The following is a 16,085-nucleotide window of genomic DNA, read 5'->3' as shown; positions in this document are numbered from 1 at the left end:
CGCATCGGCCGCAGCGCGCCCGTCAGCGACAGTTCGCCGGCGAATTCGCGGCCGGCCAGCGCGTCGGCCGGGATCTGGCCGTTCGCGGCGAGGATGCCGAGCGCGATCGGCAGGTCGAACCGGCCCGACTCCTTGGGCAGGTCGGCCGGCGCGAGATTCACGGTGATGCGGCGCACGGGAAATTCGAAGCCGCAGTTCTGCAGCGCGGCGCGCACGCGCTCGCGGCTCTCGCGGACTTCGAGATCGGGCAGGCCGACGATCGAGAACGACGGCAGCCCGTTGGCGAGATGGACTTCGACGGTAACGTCCGGCGCGCGGCCGGAGGCGGGCGCGCGACTGCGCACCACGGCGAGCGACATGGCGAGGCTCCTGTAAGCAGGCGGACGACGGCCGTTCGGGGCCGCATGCCGCGGGAATCGGAGAAATCGGTGCGCGCGTGCCGGCGTGGCGCGGGGAAAGAACGAGGGACTGCGAAACGACGAACTGCGAAGAGCGATGGACTGCGAAGAGCGGGGTGCTGCGGAGAACGGCGGACGACGAACTACGACGAAAACGGCGGCTCGGCGGTGGCGGGCGCGGACCGCGCGAGGCGGCCCGCGCCCGGACCTTGCGGCCGGGTGCGGCGTCAGGCCTGCGGTGCGGCGAGCTTCTGCTCGAGTTCCGCGACGCGCTTTTCGAGTTCCTCGAGGCGCACGCGGGTGCGGGCGAGCACCTGGGCCTGCGTGTCGAATTCCTCGCGCGTGACGAGATCGAGCTTCGAGAAGCCTTGCGACAGCATGGCCTTCACGTTGCGCTCGACGTCCTTGGCCGGCGAGTTTTTCAGCAGGTCGCTGACGCGCGACTGCAGATCGTTGAAAACGTCGCTGGGTTGCTTCATGTGATTCCCCTTCCTTGCACAAAAATTGTGCATCTTCAGTTGCGTACGTGCCCATGATGCACGCATGACCGGAAATGGTGCGCCGGGGGCGCGAATTCCGGGCATGGCGCCGGCATGGGTGAATGGCCCGGTAATCCGGGACGTGCGTGCACTCTAGCAACGTTCCTTTCGCCGCGCCAGCAAACCGGCCCGCGTTGGCCATTCGGCCGGGCTTCGGCGCCTTACATCGGGGGATGCGACCCCGTTCCCGAGCCCTTCGAGACGGTGCTCGGATCAACATGGCATGCGAGTTGCTGAGGAGAGTCCGTTACAACATTCCAACCAATTCGACGGGACAACTCAGCGAGAGGACTTCATGAAACTCATTACCGCAATCATCAAGCCGTTCAAGCTCGATGAGACGCGCGAGGCGCTGTCGGCGCTTGGCGTCTCGGGCATCACGGTGACGGAGGTAAAAGGGTTCGGCCGCCAGAAGGGGCATACCGAGCTGTATCGCGGCGCCGAATACGTGGTCGATTTCCTGCCGAAGATGAAGATCGAGGCGGCCGTGTCCGACGATCTCGTCGACCAGGCGGTGGAAGCGATCGAGCGGGCCGCGCGCACCGGGAAAATCGGCGACGGCAAGATTTTCGTCACGCCGATCGAGCAAGTGATCCGGATTCGCACCGGGGAGACCGGCGCCGACGCGCTGTAACAGAACAGACAAGACAAGCGACAAGAGGAAACCCAAGATGCGCAAACTTCTGATGTCCCTGCTGATGGCCGGCTCGCTGATGGCGGCCGGCGTCGGCTCCGCGCTTGCCGACGACGCGGCGTCCGCCGCGGCCGCATCCGCGCCCGCCGCCACGGCTTCCGACGCATCGGCCGCCGCCGCCGCGTCCGCGCCGGCCGCACCGGCTGCGCCGACCGCCCCGTTCTCGGTCGATTCGTCGAAGATCAGCGCGGGCGACACCGCGTGGATGCTGACCTCCACCGCGCTCGTGCTGTTCATGACGATCCCGGGCCTCGCGTTGTTCTACGCGGGCATGGTCCGCAAGAAGAACGTGCTCGCGACCGTGATGCAGAGCTTCGCGATCACCGCGGTGATCACGGTGCTGTGGACGGTGGTCGGCTACAGCCTCGCGTTCACGCCGGGCAACGGCTTCATCGGCGGCCTGTCGCGCGCGTTCCTGCACGGCATGAACTACATCAAGGGCGACAAGGCGACGACGCTGACCGTCAGCCATCTCGCGACGACGATTCCGGAATCGGTCTACTTCGTCTACCAGATGACGTTCGCGATCATCACGCCGGCGCTGATCTGCGGCGCGTTCGCCGATCGCATGAAGTTCTCGGCGATGCTCGTGTTCATGACGCTCTGGTCGCTGATCGTCTACGTGCCGATCGCGCACATGGTGTGGGAGCCGACCGGCTGGCTGTCGGCCGACGGCGTGCTCGACTTCGCGGGCGGCACGGTGGTGCACATCAACGCCGGTATCGCTGGCCTCGTGTCGTGCCTCGTGCTCGGCAAGCGTGTCGGCTACGGTCGCGAATCGATGGCGCCGCACAACCTCGTGCTGACGATGATCGGCGGCTCGATGCTGTGGGTCGGCTGGTTCGGCTTCAACGCGGGTTCCGCGGTCGCGGCCGACGGCCGTGCCGGCTTCGCGATGCTGACCACGCAAGTGGCAACCGCCTGCGCGGCGCTCGGCTGGATGTTTGCCGAGTGGATCGCGAAGGGCAAGCCGTCGGTGCTCGGCATCGTGTCGGGCGCGGTCGCGGGTCTCGTGGCGATCACGCCGGCCGCCGGTTTCGTCGGCGTGGCGGGCGCACTGGTGATCGGTATCGCCGCCGGCGTCGTCTGCTTCTGGTCGGCGACCTGGCTCAAGTCGAAGCTCGGCTACGACGATTCGCTCGACGCGTTCGGCGTGCACGGCATCGGCGGGATTCTCGGCGCGCTGCTGACGGGTGTGTTCGCGGTCAAGGACATCGGCGGCGCCGACGGCAGCCTGCTGCTGCAGGCGAAGGGCGTGCTGATCACGCTGGTCTACAGCGGCGTGCTGAGCTTCGTGCTGCTGAAGCTGATCGACCTGACGATGGGCCTGCGCGTGACCGAAGAGGAAGAGCGCGAAGGTCTCGACGTGATCCTGCACGGCGAGCACGTGGAATAAGTCTCACGAATCAACAGCGGGCCGCCGCGACGACGGCGCCCGCTCCGAATGAGCGCAGCGACTTCGGCCCGCCTACCCGGCGGGCTTTTTTTCTCCTGCCACTCACTGCCGTAGCGGATAACCCTTCACTCTATCGGGTCAATAGCCGAAAACTTCCTCCTTATCCTTGTGAAGCCGGGAACAATCCCCAAATGGGCAAGGCAATTGCTCTACAATCTTCATTCTCCCGCTCGCGAGTGATTCATGGTTCCCCACCTCGTTACCGCGTTGAACGGTCCGCTGCTCGAACTCGAGCAGAAGATCCTCGACGCGACGCCTGCGATCGAACGCTGGTTCAGGCTCGAATGGCAGGAACACACCCCGCCGTTCTATTGTTCGGTGGACCTGCGCAATGCCGGCTTCAAGCTGGCGCCCGTCGACGCGAACCTGTTTCCCGGCGCGTTCAACAACCTGCCGTCCGAAGTGCTGCCGCTGGCCGTGCAGGCCGCGATGGCCGCGATCGAGAAGATCTGCCCGGACGCGAAGAACCTGCTCGTGATCCCCGAGCTGCCGACCCGCAACGCGTTCTACCTCGAAAACGTCGCGCGCCTCGCGACGATCATGCGTCAGGCCGGCCTGAACGTGCGCTTCGGCTCGCTCGACCCGAGCATCACCGACATGACGCCGATCACGCTGGCCGACGGCCAGAAGATCGTGCTCGAGCCGCTCGAGCGTTCGCAGCGCCGCCTTGGCCTGAAGAATTTCGATCCGTGCTCGATCCTGCTGAACAACGACCTGTCGGCCGGCATCCCGGCCGTGCTGGAAAACCTGCACGAGCAATACCTGCTGCCGCCGCTGCACGCGGGCTGGGCCGTGCGCCGCAAGTCGACGCACTTCGCGTGCTACGACGACGTCGCGAAGAAGTTCGCGAAGATGGTCGGCGTCGATCCGTGGATGGTGAATCCGTATTTCGCGCACGTGGAAGGCGTCGACTGGCAGGCGCATGAAGGCGAGCAGGCGCTCGCCGACGCGATCGACGGCGTGCTGAAGAAGATCGCGCGCAAGTATCGCGAATACGGGATCAGCGAGAAGCCGTACGTCGTCGTGAAGGCCGACGCGGGCACGGCGGGGCGCGGCGTGATGACCGTGCACGACGCGGCCGAGATCGGCCGGATGTCGAAGGCCGAGCGCGCGCAGATGGCCGAGTCGAAGGCCGGCCTCGCGGTGCGCGACGTGATCGTGCAGGAAGGCGTCTATACGTTCGAGCGCGTCGGCGACGAAGTGGCCGAGCCCGTCGTGTACATGATCGACCGCTACGTGGTCGGCGGCTTCTACCGCACGCACGGCGGCCGCGAGCGCGACCAGAACCTGAACGCGCCCGGCATGCACTACGTGCCGCTCGGCTTCGAGCACACCGCGCTGCCGGATGCCGGCGCGAAGCCCGGCGCCGCGCCGCCGAACCGTTTCTACATGTACGGCGTCGTCGCGCGGCTGTCGCTGATCGCGTCGTCGATCGAACTGGAAAAGACCGATCCCGAAGCCATCCAGGTGTAACGGACCTTCGCTACGTACAGGACCCGCATGGACATTCTTTTTATCGCCGACCCGCTCGAGCATTTCAAGATCTACAAGGATTCGACCTACGCGATGATGGCGGAGGCCGCCCGGCGCGGGCATGCGGTGTACACGTGCCAGCCGCACCAGCTCGCGTGGACGGGCTCGGGCGTCGAGGCGGACGTGCAGCGCGTGACGATCGTCGGCGACACGACCGACCTGCATCGCCGTCCGTGGTACGAGGCGGCCGCGCACGAGTCGCGTCAACTGACGTCGTTCGGCGCGGTGCTGATGCGCAAGGATCCGCCGTTCGACATGGAGTACGTGACGGCCACCTGGATGCTGGAGCTGGCCGAACGCGCGGGCGCACGCGTGTTCAACAAGCCGCAGTCGATCCGCGATCACTCGGAGAAGCTGGCGATCGGCGAGTTTCCGCAGTTCGTCGCACCGACGCTCGTCACGCGCGACGCGGCGCGCTTGCGTGCATTCCACGCCGAGCATGGCGACGTGATCGTGAAGCCGCTCGACGGGATGGGCGGGATGGGCGTGTTCCGCGTGAAGGCCGACGGGATGAATCTCGGCGCGATCATCGAGATGCTCGGCCATGACGGCACGCGCTCGCTGATGATCCAGAAGTTCATTCCGGAGATCAAGGCGGGCGACAAGCGCATCCTGTTGATCGCCGGCGAGCCCGTGCCGTATTCGCTCGCGCGGATTCCGCAGGGCAGCGAGGTGCGCGGCAATCTCGCCGCGGGCGGGCTCGGCGTCGCGCAGCCGCTGACGGCCCGCGATCGCGAGATCGCGGCCACGCTCGGGCCCGTGCTCGCGTCGCGCGGGCTGCTGCTGGTCGGCCTCGATGCGATCGGCGACTGGCTGACCGAGGTGAACGTCACGAGTCCGACGTGCTTCCGCGAGATCATGGAGCAAACGGGCTTCGACGTCGCCGCGATGTTCATCGACGCGCTGGAGCGTGCGGCCGCGTAGGCCGCTTTCCGCGCAACCCCGGCGGCGGCCGCGCAGGCCCCCCGTCGCCGGAGCAGCTTGACCGGCCTGCTACAATGCCCGCTTGCCAGGTGCCGTTTTCGGCGCACCGAAGGCCCGGCGGTCGGGCCGATACTGTTGCAAGGCTGAACATGAAACGTTTCCCACACTCGCTACGCTCATTGCCCCGCCGCGGGGCGTCGGCCCGCCAGGGGCGGCCGGGAGCGATCTGACATGGCCGGGATCCTGATCATCGCGCACGCTCCGCTCGCCACCGCGCTGCGGGACTGCATCGCGCACATCTATGGCGGCGTGCCTGCCCGCATCGGCTGTATCGACGTGATGGCGGACAGCGACCCGGCCCAGGTGATGGCGTTCGCGCACGCGGAACTCGCGCGGCTCCGGGAAGACAACGGCGTGGTCGTGCTGACCGACATGTACGGCGCGACGCCGGCGAACATCGCCGGCCAGCTCGCGAAGCTCGACAACGTGCGCGTGCTGGCGGGCGTGAACCTGCCGATGCTCGTGCGGGCCGTCTGCTACCGTACCGTGCCGCTCGACAAGCTCGTCGACAAGGCGCTGTCCGGCGGCGCGAAGGGCGTCCACGAGGTGTCGGCCGGCACACCGCCGCCGCCGACGGAAACCGGCTGCGGCCAATGCGCGCCGATTCCGCCGGAACCGCAGCCGCGCACCGAGTCGCACTGATTTCCCGTTTTCCGTTTTAGACCACACCGCCGGCGTGCGCCGCCGGCGGCCTCGACCGATCCGACCGAGAATCATGCTTCAACAAGAAACCACCATCGTCAATAAATTGGGGCTCCATGCGCGCGCATCGGCCAAGCTCACGCAACTGGCCGGCAACTTCCAGTCGGAAGTCTGGATGACGCGCAACGGGCGCAAGATCAATGCGAAGAGCATCATGGGCGTGATGATGCTGGCGGCGGGGATCGGCAGCACCGTAACGATCGAGACCGAAGGGTCCGACGAGCAGGAAGCGATGGACGCGCTGCTGAAGCTGATCGCCGACAAGTTCGGCGAAGGCCAGTGATCGCCACGCGCGATCGTTGCCGTTTCCAGTCAGAATGCCGCGGATTTCGCGGCATTTTTTTCGTCGGCAGCATTGATGCGGAATGCGCAATGCTGCGGTGCATGCAGTCAGCGGGGGGGCGCGGAATTTATAATCGCTAACCGGGGTCATAAGCGCATCGCAGCAGTGTGCCGCGGCTTTACTTGTACAGAGGAGGTGCGCGTGTCCTTCACGCTGCATGGCATTCCCGTCTCACGTGGTATCGCGATCGGGCGAGCGTATCTGATCGCGCCGGCGGCGCTCGACGTCGCCCATTACCTGGTCGAGGCACCCCAGATCGACGCCGAGGTCGAGCGATTCCGCACGGCGCTCGACGTCGTGCATCACGAACTCGAGGCGCTGCGCGCCGACCTGACCGACGACACCCCGAGCGAAGTCGGCGCATTCATCGACGTCCACACGATGATCCTGAGCGACGAGATGCTCGTGCAGGAAACCATCGACCTGATCCGCACGCGCCGCTACAACGTCGAATGGGCGCTGACCGAGCAGCTCGAGCTGCTCACGCGCCACTTCGACGACATCGAGGACGAATACCTGCGCGAGCGCAAGGCCGACATCGAGCAGGTGGTCGAGCGCGTGCTGAAGGCCTTGGCCGGTGCGCCGTCCGCGTCGCAGGCGCTCGACCGCGCGGCCAAGAACGGCACGAACGAGATGATCGTCGTCGCGCACGACATCGCGCCGGCCGACATGATGCAGTTCAAGACGCAGTCGTTCCAGGCGTTCGTCACCGATCTCGGCGGGCGCACGTCGCACACGGCGATCGTCGCGCGCAGTCTCGGCATTCCGGCCGCGGTCGGCGTGCAGCACGCGAGCGCGCTGATCCGCCAGGACGACCTGATCATCGTCGACGGCGACCAGGGCATCGTGATCGTCGATCCCGCGCCGATCGTCCTCGAGGAATATTCGTACCGCCAGTCCGAGAAGCAGCTGGAGCAGCGCAAGCTGCAGCGGCTGAAGTTCTCGCCGACGCAAACGTTGTGCGGCACCAAGATCGAGCTGTACGCGAACATCGAGCTGCCCGACGACGCGAAGGCGGCCGTCGAGGCCGGTGCGGTCGGCGTCGGCCTGTTCCGCTCCGAGTTCCTGTTCATGCATCAGAAGGAGATGCCGGAAGAGGAGGAGCAGTTCGCCGCGTACAAGCGCGCCGTCGAGTGGATGAAGGGCATGCCGGTGACGATCCGCACGATCGACGTCGGCGCGGACAAGCCGCTCGAGGCGCTCGACGAAGGCTACGAAACCGCGCCGAACCCGGCGCTCGGCCTGCGCGCGATCCGCTGGAGCCTGTCCGAGCCGCAGATGTTCCTCACGCAGCTGCGGGCGATCCTGCGCGCGTCCGCGTTCGGCCAGGTGAAGATCCTGATCCCGATGCTCGCGCACGCGCAGGAAATCGACCAGACGCTCGACCTGATCCGCGAGGCGAAGCGCCAGCTCGACGATGCGGGGCTCGCGTACGACCGGAACGTTCGCATCGGCGCGATGATCGAGATTCCGGCTGCGGCGATCGCGCTGCCGCTGTTCCTGAAGCGGTTCGATTTCCTGTCGATCGGCACGAACGACCTGATCCAGTACACGCTCGCGATCGACCGCGCCGACAACGCGGTCGCGCACCTGTACGACCCGCTGCATCCGGCCGTGCTGCACCTGATCGCCTATACGCTGCGCGAAGCGAAGCGCGCGGGCGTGTCGGTGTCGGTGTGCGGGGAGATGGCGGGCGATCCGGCGCTCACGCGCCTGTTGCTCGGAATGGGGCTCACCGAGTTCTCGATGCACCCGAGCCAGCTGCTCGTCGTGAAGCAGGAGATCCTGCGCGCGCATCTGAAGGCGCTCGAGAAGCCGACGGCCGACGTGCTCGCGGCGTTCGAGCCGGAAGAAGTGCAGGCGGCGTTGCAGCGGTTGTCGGTCGCCGAGCCGCGGGCGGATGCGGCCGCCTAGGCGGCCAGGTCGCCGCTCGCTGTCGCCGTGTCGCGCAGGCGCCGCTCGGCGCCAGCCCGTCGCGCGTCAGTGCCGGCCCCCGCACACGGGGCAGTCGGCCTGGCGCGCGATTTTCATCGTCGTCCACTCCATTCGCAGCGAATCGAGCATCATCAGCCGCCCGTTGAGCGTCTTGCCGATGCCGCCGATCACGCGCAGCGCTTCGGCCGCCTGCATCGCGCCGATGATGCCGACCGTCGGTGCGAACACGCCCATCGTCGCGCACGCGACTTCCTCGAACGGCTGGTCTTCCGGGAACACGCACGCATAGCAGGGCGCGGCCGGATCGCGGAAGTCGAACGTGCTGATCTGGCCGTCGAAACGCAGTGCGGCGCCCGACACGAGCGGCACGCCGTGCGCGACGCACGCGCGGTTGATCGCGTGGCGCGTCGCGAAGTTGTCGGTGCAGTCGAGCACGACGGTCGCCCGCGGGACGTGCGTGTCGAGCCACGCATCGTCGACGCGTGCCGCGACCGCGTTCACCTTCACCTCGGGGTTCAGCTGCGCGAGTGCGTCGCGCCCCGATTCGACCTTGCTGCGGCCGACCGATGCCGTCACGTGCAGGATCTGCCGCTGCAGGTTCGTGAGGTCGACCGTATCGGCGTCGACGAGCGTGATCGTGCCGACACCCGATGCCGCGAGGTACATCGCGGCGGGCGAGCCGAGGCCGCCCGCGCCGACGACGATCGCATGCGCGTCGAGAAAGCGCTGCTGCGCGTCGATGCCGATTTCGTCGACGAGGATGTGTCGGGAGTAGCGCAGGAGTTGATCGTCGTTCATGGGGAGTCGTGGGGCGAGGCGGGCGGACGTTTCGTTATTTTAGGCGCGCATGAAAAACGGGCCATCGCGGTCTTCCCGCGATGGCCCGTCGGATGCCGGCCGGCGCTTACTTCGGCGCCGACGCGGGCTTCGGTGCGGACGCCGGCTTTGCGCTGGCGCCCGATGCCTTCGATACGGCGGCAGCCTTGCCGGTCGGGCTCTTCGTGCTCTCGGCGAGCAGCGACTTCGATTCCTGGACCGGCTTGCCCTCGAGCTTGTTGAGCGCCTGCTGCATCATGAAGTCGTCGGCGCTGCCGAACTCGATCGGCTTGCGATCGCGATCCTTCTGGCGTTGCTCCGGCGTCTTCTTGTCGTTCTGCTCTTCGAGGATGCGCAGCTGATCCATCCGGCGCTGCTCGCGCTCTTCCTGTTCCTTCTTCTCGTTCGGGTCCTGCGTGTTCGCGAGGTGGTTCGTGTAGTCGACCTCGCGCGTCACGAGCACGTCGTCGGGATCGCCGTCCGCGTACTGATCGACCGGCACGTCCGGCGTGATGCCCTTGTTCTGGATCGAACGGCCGCTCGGCGTGTAGTAGTACGCGGTGGTCAGGCGCAGCGCCGTGTCGGCCGTCATCGGGCGGACCGTCTGCACCGAACCCTTGCCGAACGTCGTCTTGCCCATGATCTGCGCGCGCTTCGAATCCTGCAGCGCACCCGCGACGATTTCCGACGCGGATGCCGAATAGGCGTTCGTCAGCACGATCATCGGCACGGTCTTGAAGACCGGCGGCAGGTTCTTCAGCGGATCGCCGTCGAAGGACGGCAGGCGATAGTTGTCGTACGTATCGCGGTAGACCTGCTTCGAATCGGGGATCTGGCCGTTGGTCGACACGACGACCGAGTCGGGCGGCAGGAACGCGCCGGCCACGCCGACCGCGCTCTGCAGCAGGCCGCCGCCGTTGTTGCGCAGGTCGAGGATGAGGCCCTTCAGGTTCGGCTGCTGGCGCGCGATGTCCTGCAGCTTCTGCGCGAGGTCGGGCGTCGTGCGCTCCTGGAAGCTCGTGATGCGGACATACGCGTAGCCCGGATCGAGGATCTTCATCTTCACGCTCTGGACCTTGATGATCGCGCGCGTGACCGTGACCGGGAACGTGCGGTCGTCGCTCTTGCGGAAGATCGTCAGCGTGACCTTGGTGCCCGGCTCGCCGCGCATCTGCTTGACGGCCTTGTCGAGCGTCATGCCGCGCACCGGCTTGTCGTTGATGCGCGTGATCAGGTCGCCCGGACGGATGCCGGCGCGGAACGCGGGCGTATCCTCGATCGGCGAGATCACCTTGACGAGGCCGTCTTCCTGCGAGATCTCGATGCCGAGACCCGCGAAGCGGCCCTTCGTCTGCTCCTGCAGCTCGTCATAGTCGGTCTTGTCGAGGAACGACGAGTGCGGGTCGAGGCTCGACACCATGCCCTTGATCGCCGCCGTCAGCAGCTTCTTGTCGTCGACCGGTTCGACGTACTCGCGCTTGATCTGGCCGAAGACTTCCGCGAACAGGCGGAGCTGGTCCAGGGGAAGCGGCGCCGTGGCGGTCTGCTCGGCCGATGCGGAAACCTGCAGCGTGGCGAACACGCCCGTGGCGAGGCCCGCGGCAATCAGGCCGATGTTCTTCAATTTCATTCGCATAGAGATCTGGTGCGGTCGGGAAGCGCGTGGCGGTAGCGGGGATGTAGCGGACAAGTATAACTGTTCGTCCGAAGACTCAGTGGAACGGCGCGAAAAGCGCCGCAAACGGCCCGGAGCCGGCCTGGCTGGGCCCCGCCGGACGCGCTGCGGGTTCGAAAGCGGATTCGACAGCAGCGGGGCCGAGAAGGTTCGCGCGGGGTGCGGGCCGCGGCCGGGCACCCCGCGCCGGACGCGGCCCGCCCGGCGCGACGGGCGTCAGCCCGCCTTGCCCTGCTTCGCGACGGCGGCCTGCGCCTGCGCGATCGCGTCCTGGTCGCCGAGGTAATAGTGCTGGATCGGCTTCAGGTTCTCGTCGAGTTCATACACGAGCGGCACGCCGTTCGGGATGTTCAGGCCGACGATGTCGCTGTCCGAGATGCCGTCGAGGTACTTGATCAGCGCGCGCAGCGAGTTGCCGTGCGCGGCGATCAGCACCTGCTTGCCGGCACGGACGGCCGGCGCGATCGATTCGTTCCATAGCGGCAGCACGCGCGCGACCGTGTCCTTCAGGCACTCGGTGAGCGGCAGCTGCTCGCGCGGCACCTTCGCATAGCGCGGGTCGTTGAACGGCGCGCGCTCGTCGGTCGGCTCGAGCGCGGGCGGCGGCGTGTCGTAGCTGCGGCGCCACACGAGCACCTGCTCGTCGCCGAACTTCGCGGCCGTTTCCGCCTTGTTCAGGCCCGACAGCGCACCGTAGTGGCGCTCGTTCAGGCGCCACGAGTGGACGACCGGCAGGTACATCAGGTCCATCCGGTCCTGCACGTGCCACAGCGTGCGGATCGCGCGCTTGAGCACCGACGTGTACGCGATGTCGAACGTGTAGCCGGCCTCCTTGAGCAATTCGCCGGCCTGGTAGGCCTCGTTGCGACCCTGTTCGGTCAGGTCGACGTCGACCCAGCCGGTGAAGCGGTTTTCCTTGTTCCACGTCGATTCGCCGTGGCGGATGAGAACGAGTTTGTACATGGATCTTGCGGTCGGTAGTGATAGGGAAGCGGGGCGCGTCGCACGGGACCCGACCGGGGCCCGCCATCGCGCAAGACGGTTATTTTATAATGGCGGGATTGTCCTCATCCGATTTCTCTTTTTCCGGCGGAATTCCGTGACGTTCTTTACCGATTACACGAACCTGGCCCTCATCGCGATCCTGGTGGTCTCCGGCGGCCTGCTGGCCTGGCCCGCACTGCGCCGCGGCCGTGGCGGCCTGTCGGCCGCGGAGGCGACGCAACTCATCAACCGTCGCAACGCGGTCGTGATCGACCTGCGCGCCGCGTCCGATTTCGCCGCCGGCCACCTGCCGTCGGCGCGCCAGGTCGCCGCGGGCGAGATCGGCGCGAAAATTGCGCAAGTCGCGAAGAACAAGAGCACGCCGGTGCTGCTCGTCTGCCAGAACGGCCAGCAGTCGCAGAAGGCGGCGCGCGAGGTCGAGGCGGCCGGTTACGCCGAGGTGCACGTGCTCGAGGGCGGCGTGGCCGCCTGGCAGCAGGCCGGGATGCCGGTCGTCAAACAAGGAGTGGCGAAGTGAACAAGGTTTTGATGTACAGCACGCAGGTGTGTCCGTATTGCATGCAGGCCGAGCGCCTGCTGAAGCTGCGCGGGGTCGAGCAGATCGAGAAGGTGCTGATCGATCGCGATCCGGCCCGCCGCGAGGAAATGATGACGCGCACGGGGCGCCGCACGGTGCCGCAGATCTATATCGGCGACACGCACGTCGGCGGTTACGACGATCTGTCGAAGCTCGACCGCGAAGGCGGGCTCGTGCCGCTTCTGCAAGCGGCCTGATTAGGGCAGAATGGCCGCCGGCCGCGCCGCGGCTTGGGCGCGCAGGATTCATCCGTGGCGGCCGGCGAGAAGCCGGGCCGCCCCGTCACCACTTTTAGGGAAACACCATGTCCGACGTCGAAAACCAACCGTTCTTCAACATCCAGCGCGTCTACCTGAAGGATATGTCGCTCGAGCAGCCGAATTCGCCGGCGATCTTCCTCGAGCAGGACATGCCGTCGGTTGAGGTCGAAGTCGACGTGAAGGCCGACCGTCTCGCGGAAAGCGTGTTCGAAGTCGTCGTGTCGGGTACCGTCACGGCGAAGGTGAAGGACAAGGTCGCGTTCCTGATCGAAGCGAAGCAGGCCGGTATTTTCGACATCCGCAACATTCCGGACGAACAGCTCGACCCGCTCGTCGGCATCGCTTGCCCGACGATCCTGTTCCCGTACCTGCGTTCGAACATCGCCGATGCGATCACGCGCGCGGGCTTCCCGCCGATCCACCTGGCGGAAATCAACTTCCAGGCGCTGTACGAGCAGCGCCTCGCGCAGCTTCAGCAGCAGGCCGGCGCCGCGGCAGGCGCGCCGAACGGCACGACGCTGAACTGACGTTGAACGCAGACCGGTGCTGGGTATGAAAGTAGCCGTTCTCGGCGCCGGTGCCTGGGGCACCGCGCTCGCGGGCCATCTGGCCGCGCGGCACGATACGCTTCTGTGGGCGCGCGACGCCGCGCTCATCGCCGGGCTGCAGGCCCGGCACGAAAACGCCCGCTATCTGGACGGCATCGCGCTGCCCGACGCGTTGCGCTACGACGCCGATCTCGGCGCCGCGCTCGCGCACGGCGCCGCGGACGACGCGCTGTGCGTGATCGCCGCGCCCGTGGCCGGGCTGCGCACGCTGTGCCGCGCGATGCGCGACGCAGGCTGCGTGCCCGCGCATATCGTCTGGGTCTGCAAGGGCTTCGAGGCCGACACGCATCTGCTGCCGCACCAGGTGATCGCGGCCGAGCTGCCCGAGCAGCAGAGCAACGGCGTGCTGTCGGGCCCGAGCTTCGCGCGCGAGGTCGGCCAGTCGCTGCCCGTCGCGCTGACGGTGGCGAGCACGTCGGCCGCATGCCGCGAGCGCACGCTCGCCGCGTTCCATCACGGCGCGATGCGGATCTACACGGGCGACGACGTGGTCGGCGTCGAGGTCGGCGGCGCGGTGAAGAACGTGCTGGCGATCGCGACCGGCATCTCGGACGGCCTGGGCCTCGGGCTGAACGCGCGCGCCGCGCTGATCACGCGCGGCCTCGCCGAAATGTCGCGGCTCGGCGTCGCGCTCGGCGGCCGCGCGGAAACCTTCACGGGCCTCACGGGCCTCGGCGACCTGATCCTCACCGCGACGGGCGACCTGTCGCGCAACCGTACGGTCGGCCTGCAACTGGCGGCCGGCCGCACGCTGAACGACATCCTCGGCGCGCTCGGCCACGTGGCCGAAGGCGTGCGCTGCGCGCAGGCCGTGCTGGCGCTCGCGCGCGCGCAGTCGATCGAAATGCCGATTACCGAGGCCGTGTGCGGCGTGCTGTTCGACGGCATCGCACCGCGCGACGCGGTCAGCGGCCTGCTGCGGCGCGACGCGCGCGCGGAGTAGCGCGAACCGGCGCTCCCCGGTGCGGTTGCGCCGGGCGCGCGGCACCAAAGCGGACTACGCTTGAACCGTCTCCGGCGTTCCGGGAGGGTGTCATGCTGCAGATCGGTTCCACCACGCTCGACGCGCGGGTCGTCGACATCACGACGCTCGAGGTCGACGCGATCGTCAACGCGGCGAACGGCTCGCTGCTCGGCGGGGGCGGCGTCGACGGCGCCATCCATCGCGCGGCCGGCCCCGGCCTGCTCGCCGAGTGCCGCACGCTCGGCGGCTGCGACACGGGCGACGCAAAGCTCACGCGCGGCCACGGGCTGCCGGCGCGCTACGTGATCCATGCGGTCGGCCCCGTATGGCACGGCGGCGGGCGCGGCGAGGCCGACCTGCTCGCGTCGTGCTACCGGCGGGCGATCGAGCTGGCCGAGGAGGTCGCCGCGACGTCGATCGCGTTCCCGGCAATCAGCTGCGGAATCTATCGTTATCCGGTCGAGGAGGCCGTCGGCATCGCGGTCGGCACCGTCGCCGAAATGCTGCCGCAGGCGCCGAACCTCGCACGCGTGGTGTTCGCGTGCTTTTCCCCCGACATCTACGACCTGTATCGCGTGCGGCTCACGCGGACCTGACGCATCGCGCGCCGCGGGTGGCGTGCCCGGTGGGTCAGGCGCCGCCTTCGAAGCCGGCCTGGCGCCACGCCTCGAACACGACCACCGCGACCGTGTTGGACAGGTTCAGGCTGCGGTTGTCCGGCCGCATCGGCAGGCGGACGCGCTGTTCGTCCGGAAAGCGCTCGAGCAGCTCGGCGGGCAGGCCGCGGGTCTCCGAGCCGAACACGAACCAGTCGCCCGGCAGGAACGCGTGATCGTGGAAGCGGCCCGAGCCGCGGGTCGTGAACGCGAACATCCGCGCGGGATCGGGTGCTTCGGATGCGACGAACGCATCCCAGTCGCGGTGCACGCGCATCTGCGCATACTCGTGATAGTCGAGGCCGGCGCGGCGCATCCGTGCGTCGTCGAGCGGGAAGCCGAGCGGCTCGATCAGGTGCAGGTGCGCGCCCGTATTGGCGCACAGGCGGATCACGTTGCCGGTGTTCGGCGGAATTTCGGGAGCGACGAGGACGACGTTGAACATGTTTCGGTTTGGCTGGGCCGGCCGGGGCCGCGCAACGTGCGCGTTCCCGGCCGGCCGGTTCGTGGCGGCCGCGGCCACGCAGGCGTGGCCGGCCTCTCTATCTAATTAATCCCTGGCGGTGCGCAGCGCAACCAGATTCGTCACGCGCGCGGCGCCCGCCGCCTTCAGCGCGTGCGCGGCGGCCGCGAGCGTCGCGCCGGACGTCATCACGTCGTCGACGAGCGCGATGTGGCGGCCGGCGACGTCACCGGCCACCACGAACGCCGCCATTACGTTGTCGCGCCGCGCCTGCCGGTCGAGCCGCGACTGCGGCGCGGTGTGGGCGACGCGCGCGAGCAGCGCCGCATCCGCGCGCACGCCGCGAGCGACAGCGCGCGCCCGGTCGGCGCATTCGGGTTCGGAAACAGCACGCCGCCGGCATCGTCGAGGTAGTCGTCGACACGGATCGAGAAGTCGTCCGCGAGCGGCACGATCGCGGTCTCGACACCGTACAGT

18 protein-coding genes and 2 pseudogenes are annotated in these 16,085 nt (G+C 67.7%); 12 read left to right on the top strand and 8 right to left on the bottom strand.

The genetic code is table 11. From position 1 onward, the window contains the following. Positions 1-359, bottom strand: a 359-nt coding sequence (locus G3N62_RS28820; protein WP_277399655.1) for a magnesium chelatase domain-containing protein, incomplete at its 3' end; no start/stop codon positions are given. 266 nt (positions 360-625) lie between these two features. Further along, entirely contained in the window at positions 626-877 is a 252-nt protein-coding gene (locus G3N62_RS28815; RefSeq protein ID WP_006489451.1) for an accessory factor UbiK family protein, read from the bottom strand. A 355-nt stretch (positions 878-1,232) separates the two neighbouring features. Between G3N62_RS28815 and G3N62_RS28810 the strand changes: the two genes are divergently transcribed. The 7 genes from G3N62_RS28810 to ptsP all read left to right on the top strand — a co-directional run bounded on the left by G3N62_RS28810 (position 1,233) and on the right by ptsP (position 8,563). Further along, complete coding sequence (locus G3N62_RS28810) at positions 1,233-1,571, top strand: P-II family nitrogen regulator (protein ID WP_006398175.1); 339 nt, start codon at positions 1,233-1,235, stop codon at positions 1,569-1,571. Between the two features lie 37 nt (positions 1,572-1,608). Continuing rightward, complete coding sequence (locus G3N62_RS28805; RefSeq protein WP_175028902.1) at positions 1,609-3,027, top strand: ammonium transporter; 1,419 nt, start codon at positions 1,609-1,611, stop codon at positions 3,025-3,027. 243 nt (positions 3,028-3,270) lie between these two features. Then, the gene (gshA, locus tag G3N62_RS28800) at positions 3,271-4,560 is read left to right on the top strand and encodes a glutamate--cysteine ligase (protein WP_069257657.1); all 1,290 of its coding nucleotides are present in this window, start codon (positions 3,271-3,273) and stop codon (positions 4,558-4,560) included. Between the two features lie 27 nt (positions 4,561-4,587). After that, positions 4,588-5,544 (top strand): glutathione synthase, encoded by a 957-nt coding sequence (gshB, locus tag G3N62_RS28795; RefSeq protein WP_034189219.1) that lies wholly within the window; start codon positions 4,588-4,590, stop codon positions 5,542-5,544. 231 nt (positions 5,545-5,775) lie between these two features. Then, on the top strand, positions 5,776-6,246 hold the full coding sequence (locus G3N62_RS28790; RefSeq protein ID WP_021163157.1) for a Sugar transport PTS system IIa component: 471 nt from the start codon (positions 5,776-5,778) through the stop codon (positions 6,244-6,246). A gap of 73 nt (positions 6,247-6,319) precedes the next feature. Continuing rightward, complete coding sequence (locus G3N62_RS28785) at positions 6,320-6,589, top strand: HPr family phosphocarrier protein (RefSeq protein ID WP_011353292.1); 270 nt, start codon at positions 6,320-6,322, stop codon at positions 6,587-6,589. Between the two features lie 201 nt (positions 6,590-6,790). Continuing rightward, the gene (ptsP, locus tag G3N62_RS28780; RefSeq protein ID WP_034189297.1) at positions 6,791-8,563 is read left to right on the top strand and encodes a phosphoenolpyruvate--protein phosphotransferase; all 1,773 of its coding nucleotides are present in this window, start codon (positions 6,791-6,793) and stop codon (positions 8,561-8,563) included. 66 nt (positions 8,564-8,629) lie between these two features. Here the strand turns inward: ptsP and moeB are convergent, their stop codons facing one another. The 3 genes from moeB to gpmA form a co-directional block, all read right to left on the bottom strand. Then, the gene (gene moeB, locus G3N62_RS28775; RefSeq protein ID WP_034189220.1) at positions 8,630-9,382 is read right to left on the bottom strand and encodes a molybdopterin-synthase adenylyltransferase MoeB; all 753 of its coding nucleotides are present in this window, start codon (positions 9,380-9,382) and stop codon (positions 8,630-8,632) included. Positions 9,383-9,488: 106 nt separating this feature from the next. Beyond that, positions 9,489-11,036 (bottom strand): S41 family peptidase, encoded by a 1,548-nt coding sequence (locus G3N62_RS28770; RefSeq protein WP_034189221.1) that lies wholly within the window; start codon positions 11,034-11,036, stop codon positions 9,489-9,491. Positions 11,037-11,291: 255 nt separating this feature from the next. Continuing rightward, on the bottom strand, positions 11,292-12,038 hold the full coding sequence (gene gpmA / locus G3N62_RS28765; RefSeq protein WP_034189222.1) for a 2,3-diphosphoglycerate-dependent phosphoglycerate mutase: 747 nt from the start codon (positions 12,036-12,038) through the stop codon (positions 11,292-11,294). A 136-nt stretch (positions 12,039-12,174) separates the two neighbouring features. On the opposite strand from gpmA, the gene G3N62_RS28760 reads away from it, so the two are divergent. From G3N62_RS28760 to G3N62_RS28740, 5 genes are all read left to right on the top strand, one after another. Next, positions 12,175-12,597 (top strand): rhodanese-like domain-containing protein, encoded by a 423-nt coding sequence (locus G3N62_RS28760; protein WP_034189223.1) that lies wholly within the window; start codon positions 12,175-12,177, stop codon positions 12,595-12,597. Beyond that, on the top strand, positions 12,594-12,854 hold the full coding sequence (grxC, locus tag G3N62_RS28755) for a glutaredoxin 3 (RefSeq protein ID WP_006477722.1): 261 nt from the start codon (positions 12,594-12,596) through the stop codon (positions 12,852-12,854). The genes G3N62_RS28760 and grxC overlap by 4 nt, the downstream gene beginning before the upstream one ends. A gap of 107 nt (positions 12,855-12,961) precedes the next feature. Beyond that, on the top strand, positions 12,962-13,444 hold the full coding sequence (gene secB, locus G3N62_RS28750) for a protein-export chaperone SecB (protein WP_011353285.1): 483 nt from the start codon (positions 12,962-12,964) through the stop codon (positions 13,442-13,444). A gap of 25 nt (positions 13,445-13,469) precedes the next feature. Beyond that, positions 13,470-14,468, top strand: a complete 999-nt coding sequence (locus G3N62_RS28745; protein WP_034189224.1) for an NAD(P)H-dependent glycerol-3-phosphate dehydrogenase — start codon at positions 13,470-13,472, stop codon at positions 14,466-14,468. 92 nt (positions 14,469-14,560) lie between these two features. After that, positions 14,561-15,085 carry an O-acetyl-ADP-ribose deacetylase gene (locus G3N62_RS28740; protein WP_034189225.1) on the top strand — a complete coding sequence of 175 codons (525 nt, stop codon included), beginning with the start codon at positions 14,561-14,563 and terminating at the stop codon, positions 15,083-15,085. A 34-nt stretch (positions 15,086-15,119) separates the two neighbouring features. On the opposite strand, the gene trmL is transcribed toward G3N62_RS28740, so the two are convergent. The 3 genes and pseudogenes from trmL to G3N62_RS28725 form a co-directional block, all read right to left on the bottom strand. Next, complete coding sequence (gene trmL, locus G3N62_RS28735) at positions 15,120-15,590, bottom strand: tRNA (uridine(34)/cytosine(34)/5-carboxymethylaminomethyluridine(34)-2'-O)-methyltransferase TrmL (protein WP_034189226.1); 471 nt, start codon at positions 15,588-15,590, stop codon at positions 15,120-15,122. A gap of 105 nt (positions 15,591-15,695) precedes the next feature. Then, positions 15,696-15,950, bottom strand: a pseudogene (locus G3N62_RS28730) (phosphoribosyltransferase family protein); the annotation flags it as partial. Then, a pseudogene (locus tag G3N62_RS28725) lies at positions 15,950-16,085 on the bottom strand (histidinol-phosphate transaminase); the annotation flags it as partial. The pseudogenes G3N62_RS28725 and G3N62_RS28730, both read right to left, overlap by 1 nt.

The sequence above is a fragment of the Burkholderia sp. Tr-20355 genome, from assembly GCF_017104685.1.
Classification (GTDB): Bacteria; Pseudomonadota; Gammaproteobacteria; order Burkholderiales; family Burkholderiaceae; genus Burkholderia; species Burkholderia seminalis.
This window is presented reverse-complemented; position numbering and strand designations above follow the sequence as displayed.

Excerpts from the sequence above, each read along its gene's own strand:
- G3N62_RS28785 (WP_011353292.1), top strand. The coding sequence starts at position 6,320 with ATGCTTCAACAAGAAACCACCATCGTCAATAAATTGGGGCTCCATGCG.
- G3N62_RS28770 (WP_034189221.1), bottom strand. The coding sequence starts at position 11,036 with ATGCGAATGAAATTGAAGAACATCGGCCTGATTGCCGCGGGCCTCGCC.
- gpmA (WP_034189222.1), bottom strand. The coding sequence starts at position 12,038 with ATGTACAAACTCGTTCTCATCCGCCACGGCGAATCGACGTGGAACAAG.
- G3N62_RS28810 (WP_006398175.1), top strand. The coding sequence starts at position 1,233 with ATGAAACTCATTACCGCAATCATCAAGCCGTTCAAGCTCGATGAGACG.
- G3N62_RS28790 (WP_021163157.1), top strand. The coding sequence starts at position 5,776 with ATGGCCGGGATCCTGATCATCGCGCACGCTCCGCTCGCCACCGCGCTG.
- G3N62_RS28745 (WP_034189224.1), top strand. The coding sequence starts at position 13,470 with ATGAAAGTAGCCGTTCTCGGCGCCGGTGCCTGGGGCACCGCGCTCGCG.
- G3N62_RS28815 (WP_006489451.1), bottom strand. The coding sequence starts at position 877 with ATGAAGCAACCCAGCGACGTTTTCAACGATCTGCAGTCGCGCGTCAGC.
- secB (WP_011353285.1), top strand. The coding sequence starts at position 12,962 with ATGTCCGACGTCGAAAACCAACCGTTCTTCAACATCCAGCGCGTCTAC.
- gshA (WP_069257657.1), top strand. The coding sequence starts at position 3,271 with ATGGTTCCCCACCTCGTTACCGCGTTGAACGGTCCGCTGCTCGAACTC.
- moeB (WP_034189220.1), bottom strand. The coding sequence starts at position 9,382 with ATGAACGACGATCAACTCCTGCGCTACTCCCGACACATCCTCGTCGAC.
- G3N62_RS28805 (WP_175028902.1), top strand. The coding sequence starts at position 1,609 with ATGCGCAAACTTCTGATGTCCCTGCTGATGGCCGGCTCGCTGATGGCG.
- G3N62_RS28740 (WP_034189225.1), top strand. The coding sequence starts at position 14,561 with ATGCTGCAGATCGGTTCCACCACGCTCGACGCGCGGGTCGTCGACATC.
- trmL (WP_034189226.1), bottom strand. The coding sequence starts at position 15,590 with ATGTTCAACGTCGTCCTCGTCGCTCCCGAAATTCCGCCGAACACCGGC.
- gshB (WP_034189219.1), top strand. The coding sequence starts at position 4,588 with ATGGACATTCTTTTTATCGCCGACCCGCTCGAGCATTTCAAGATCTAC.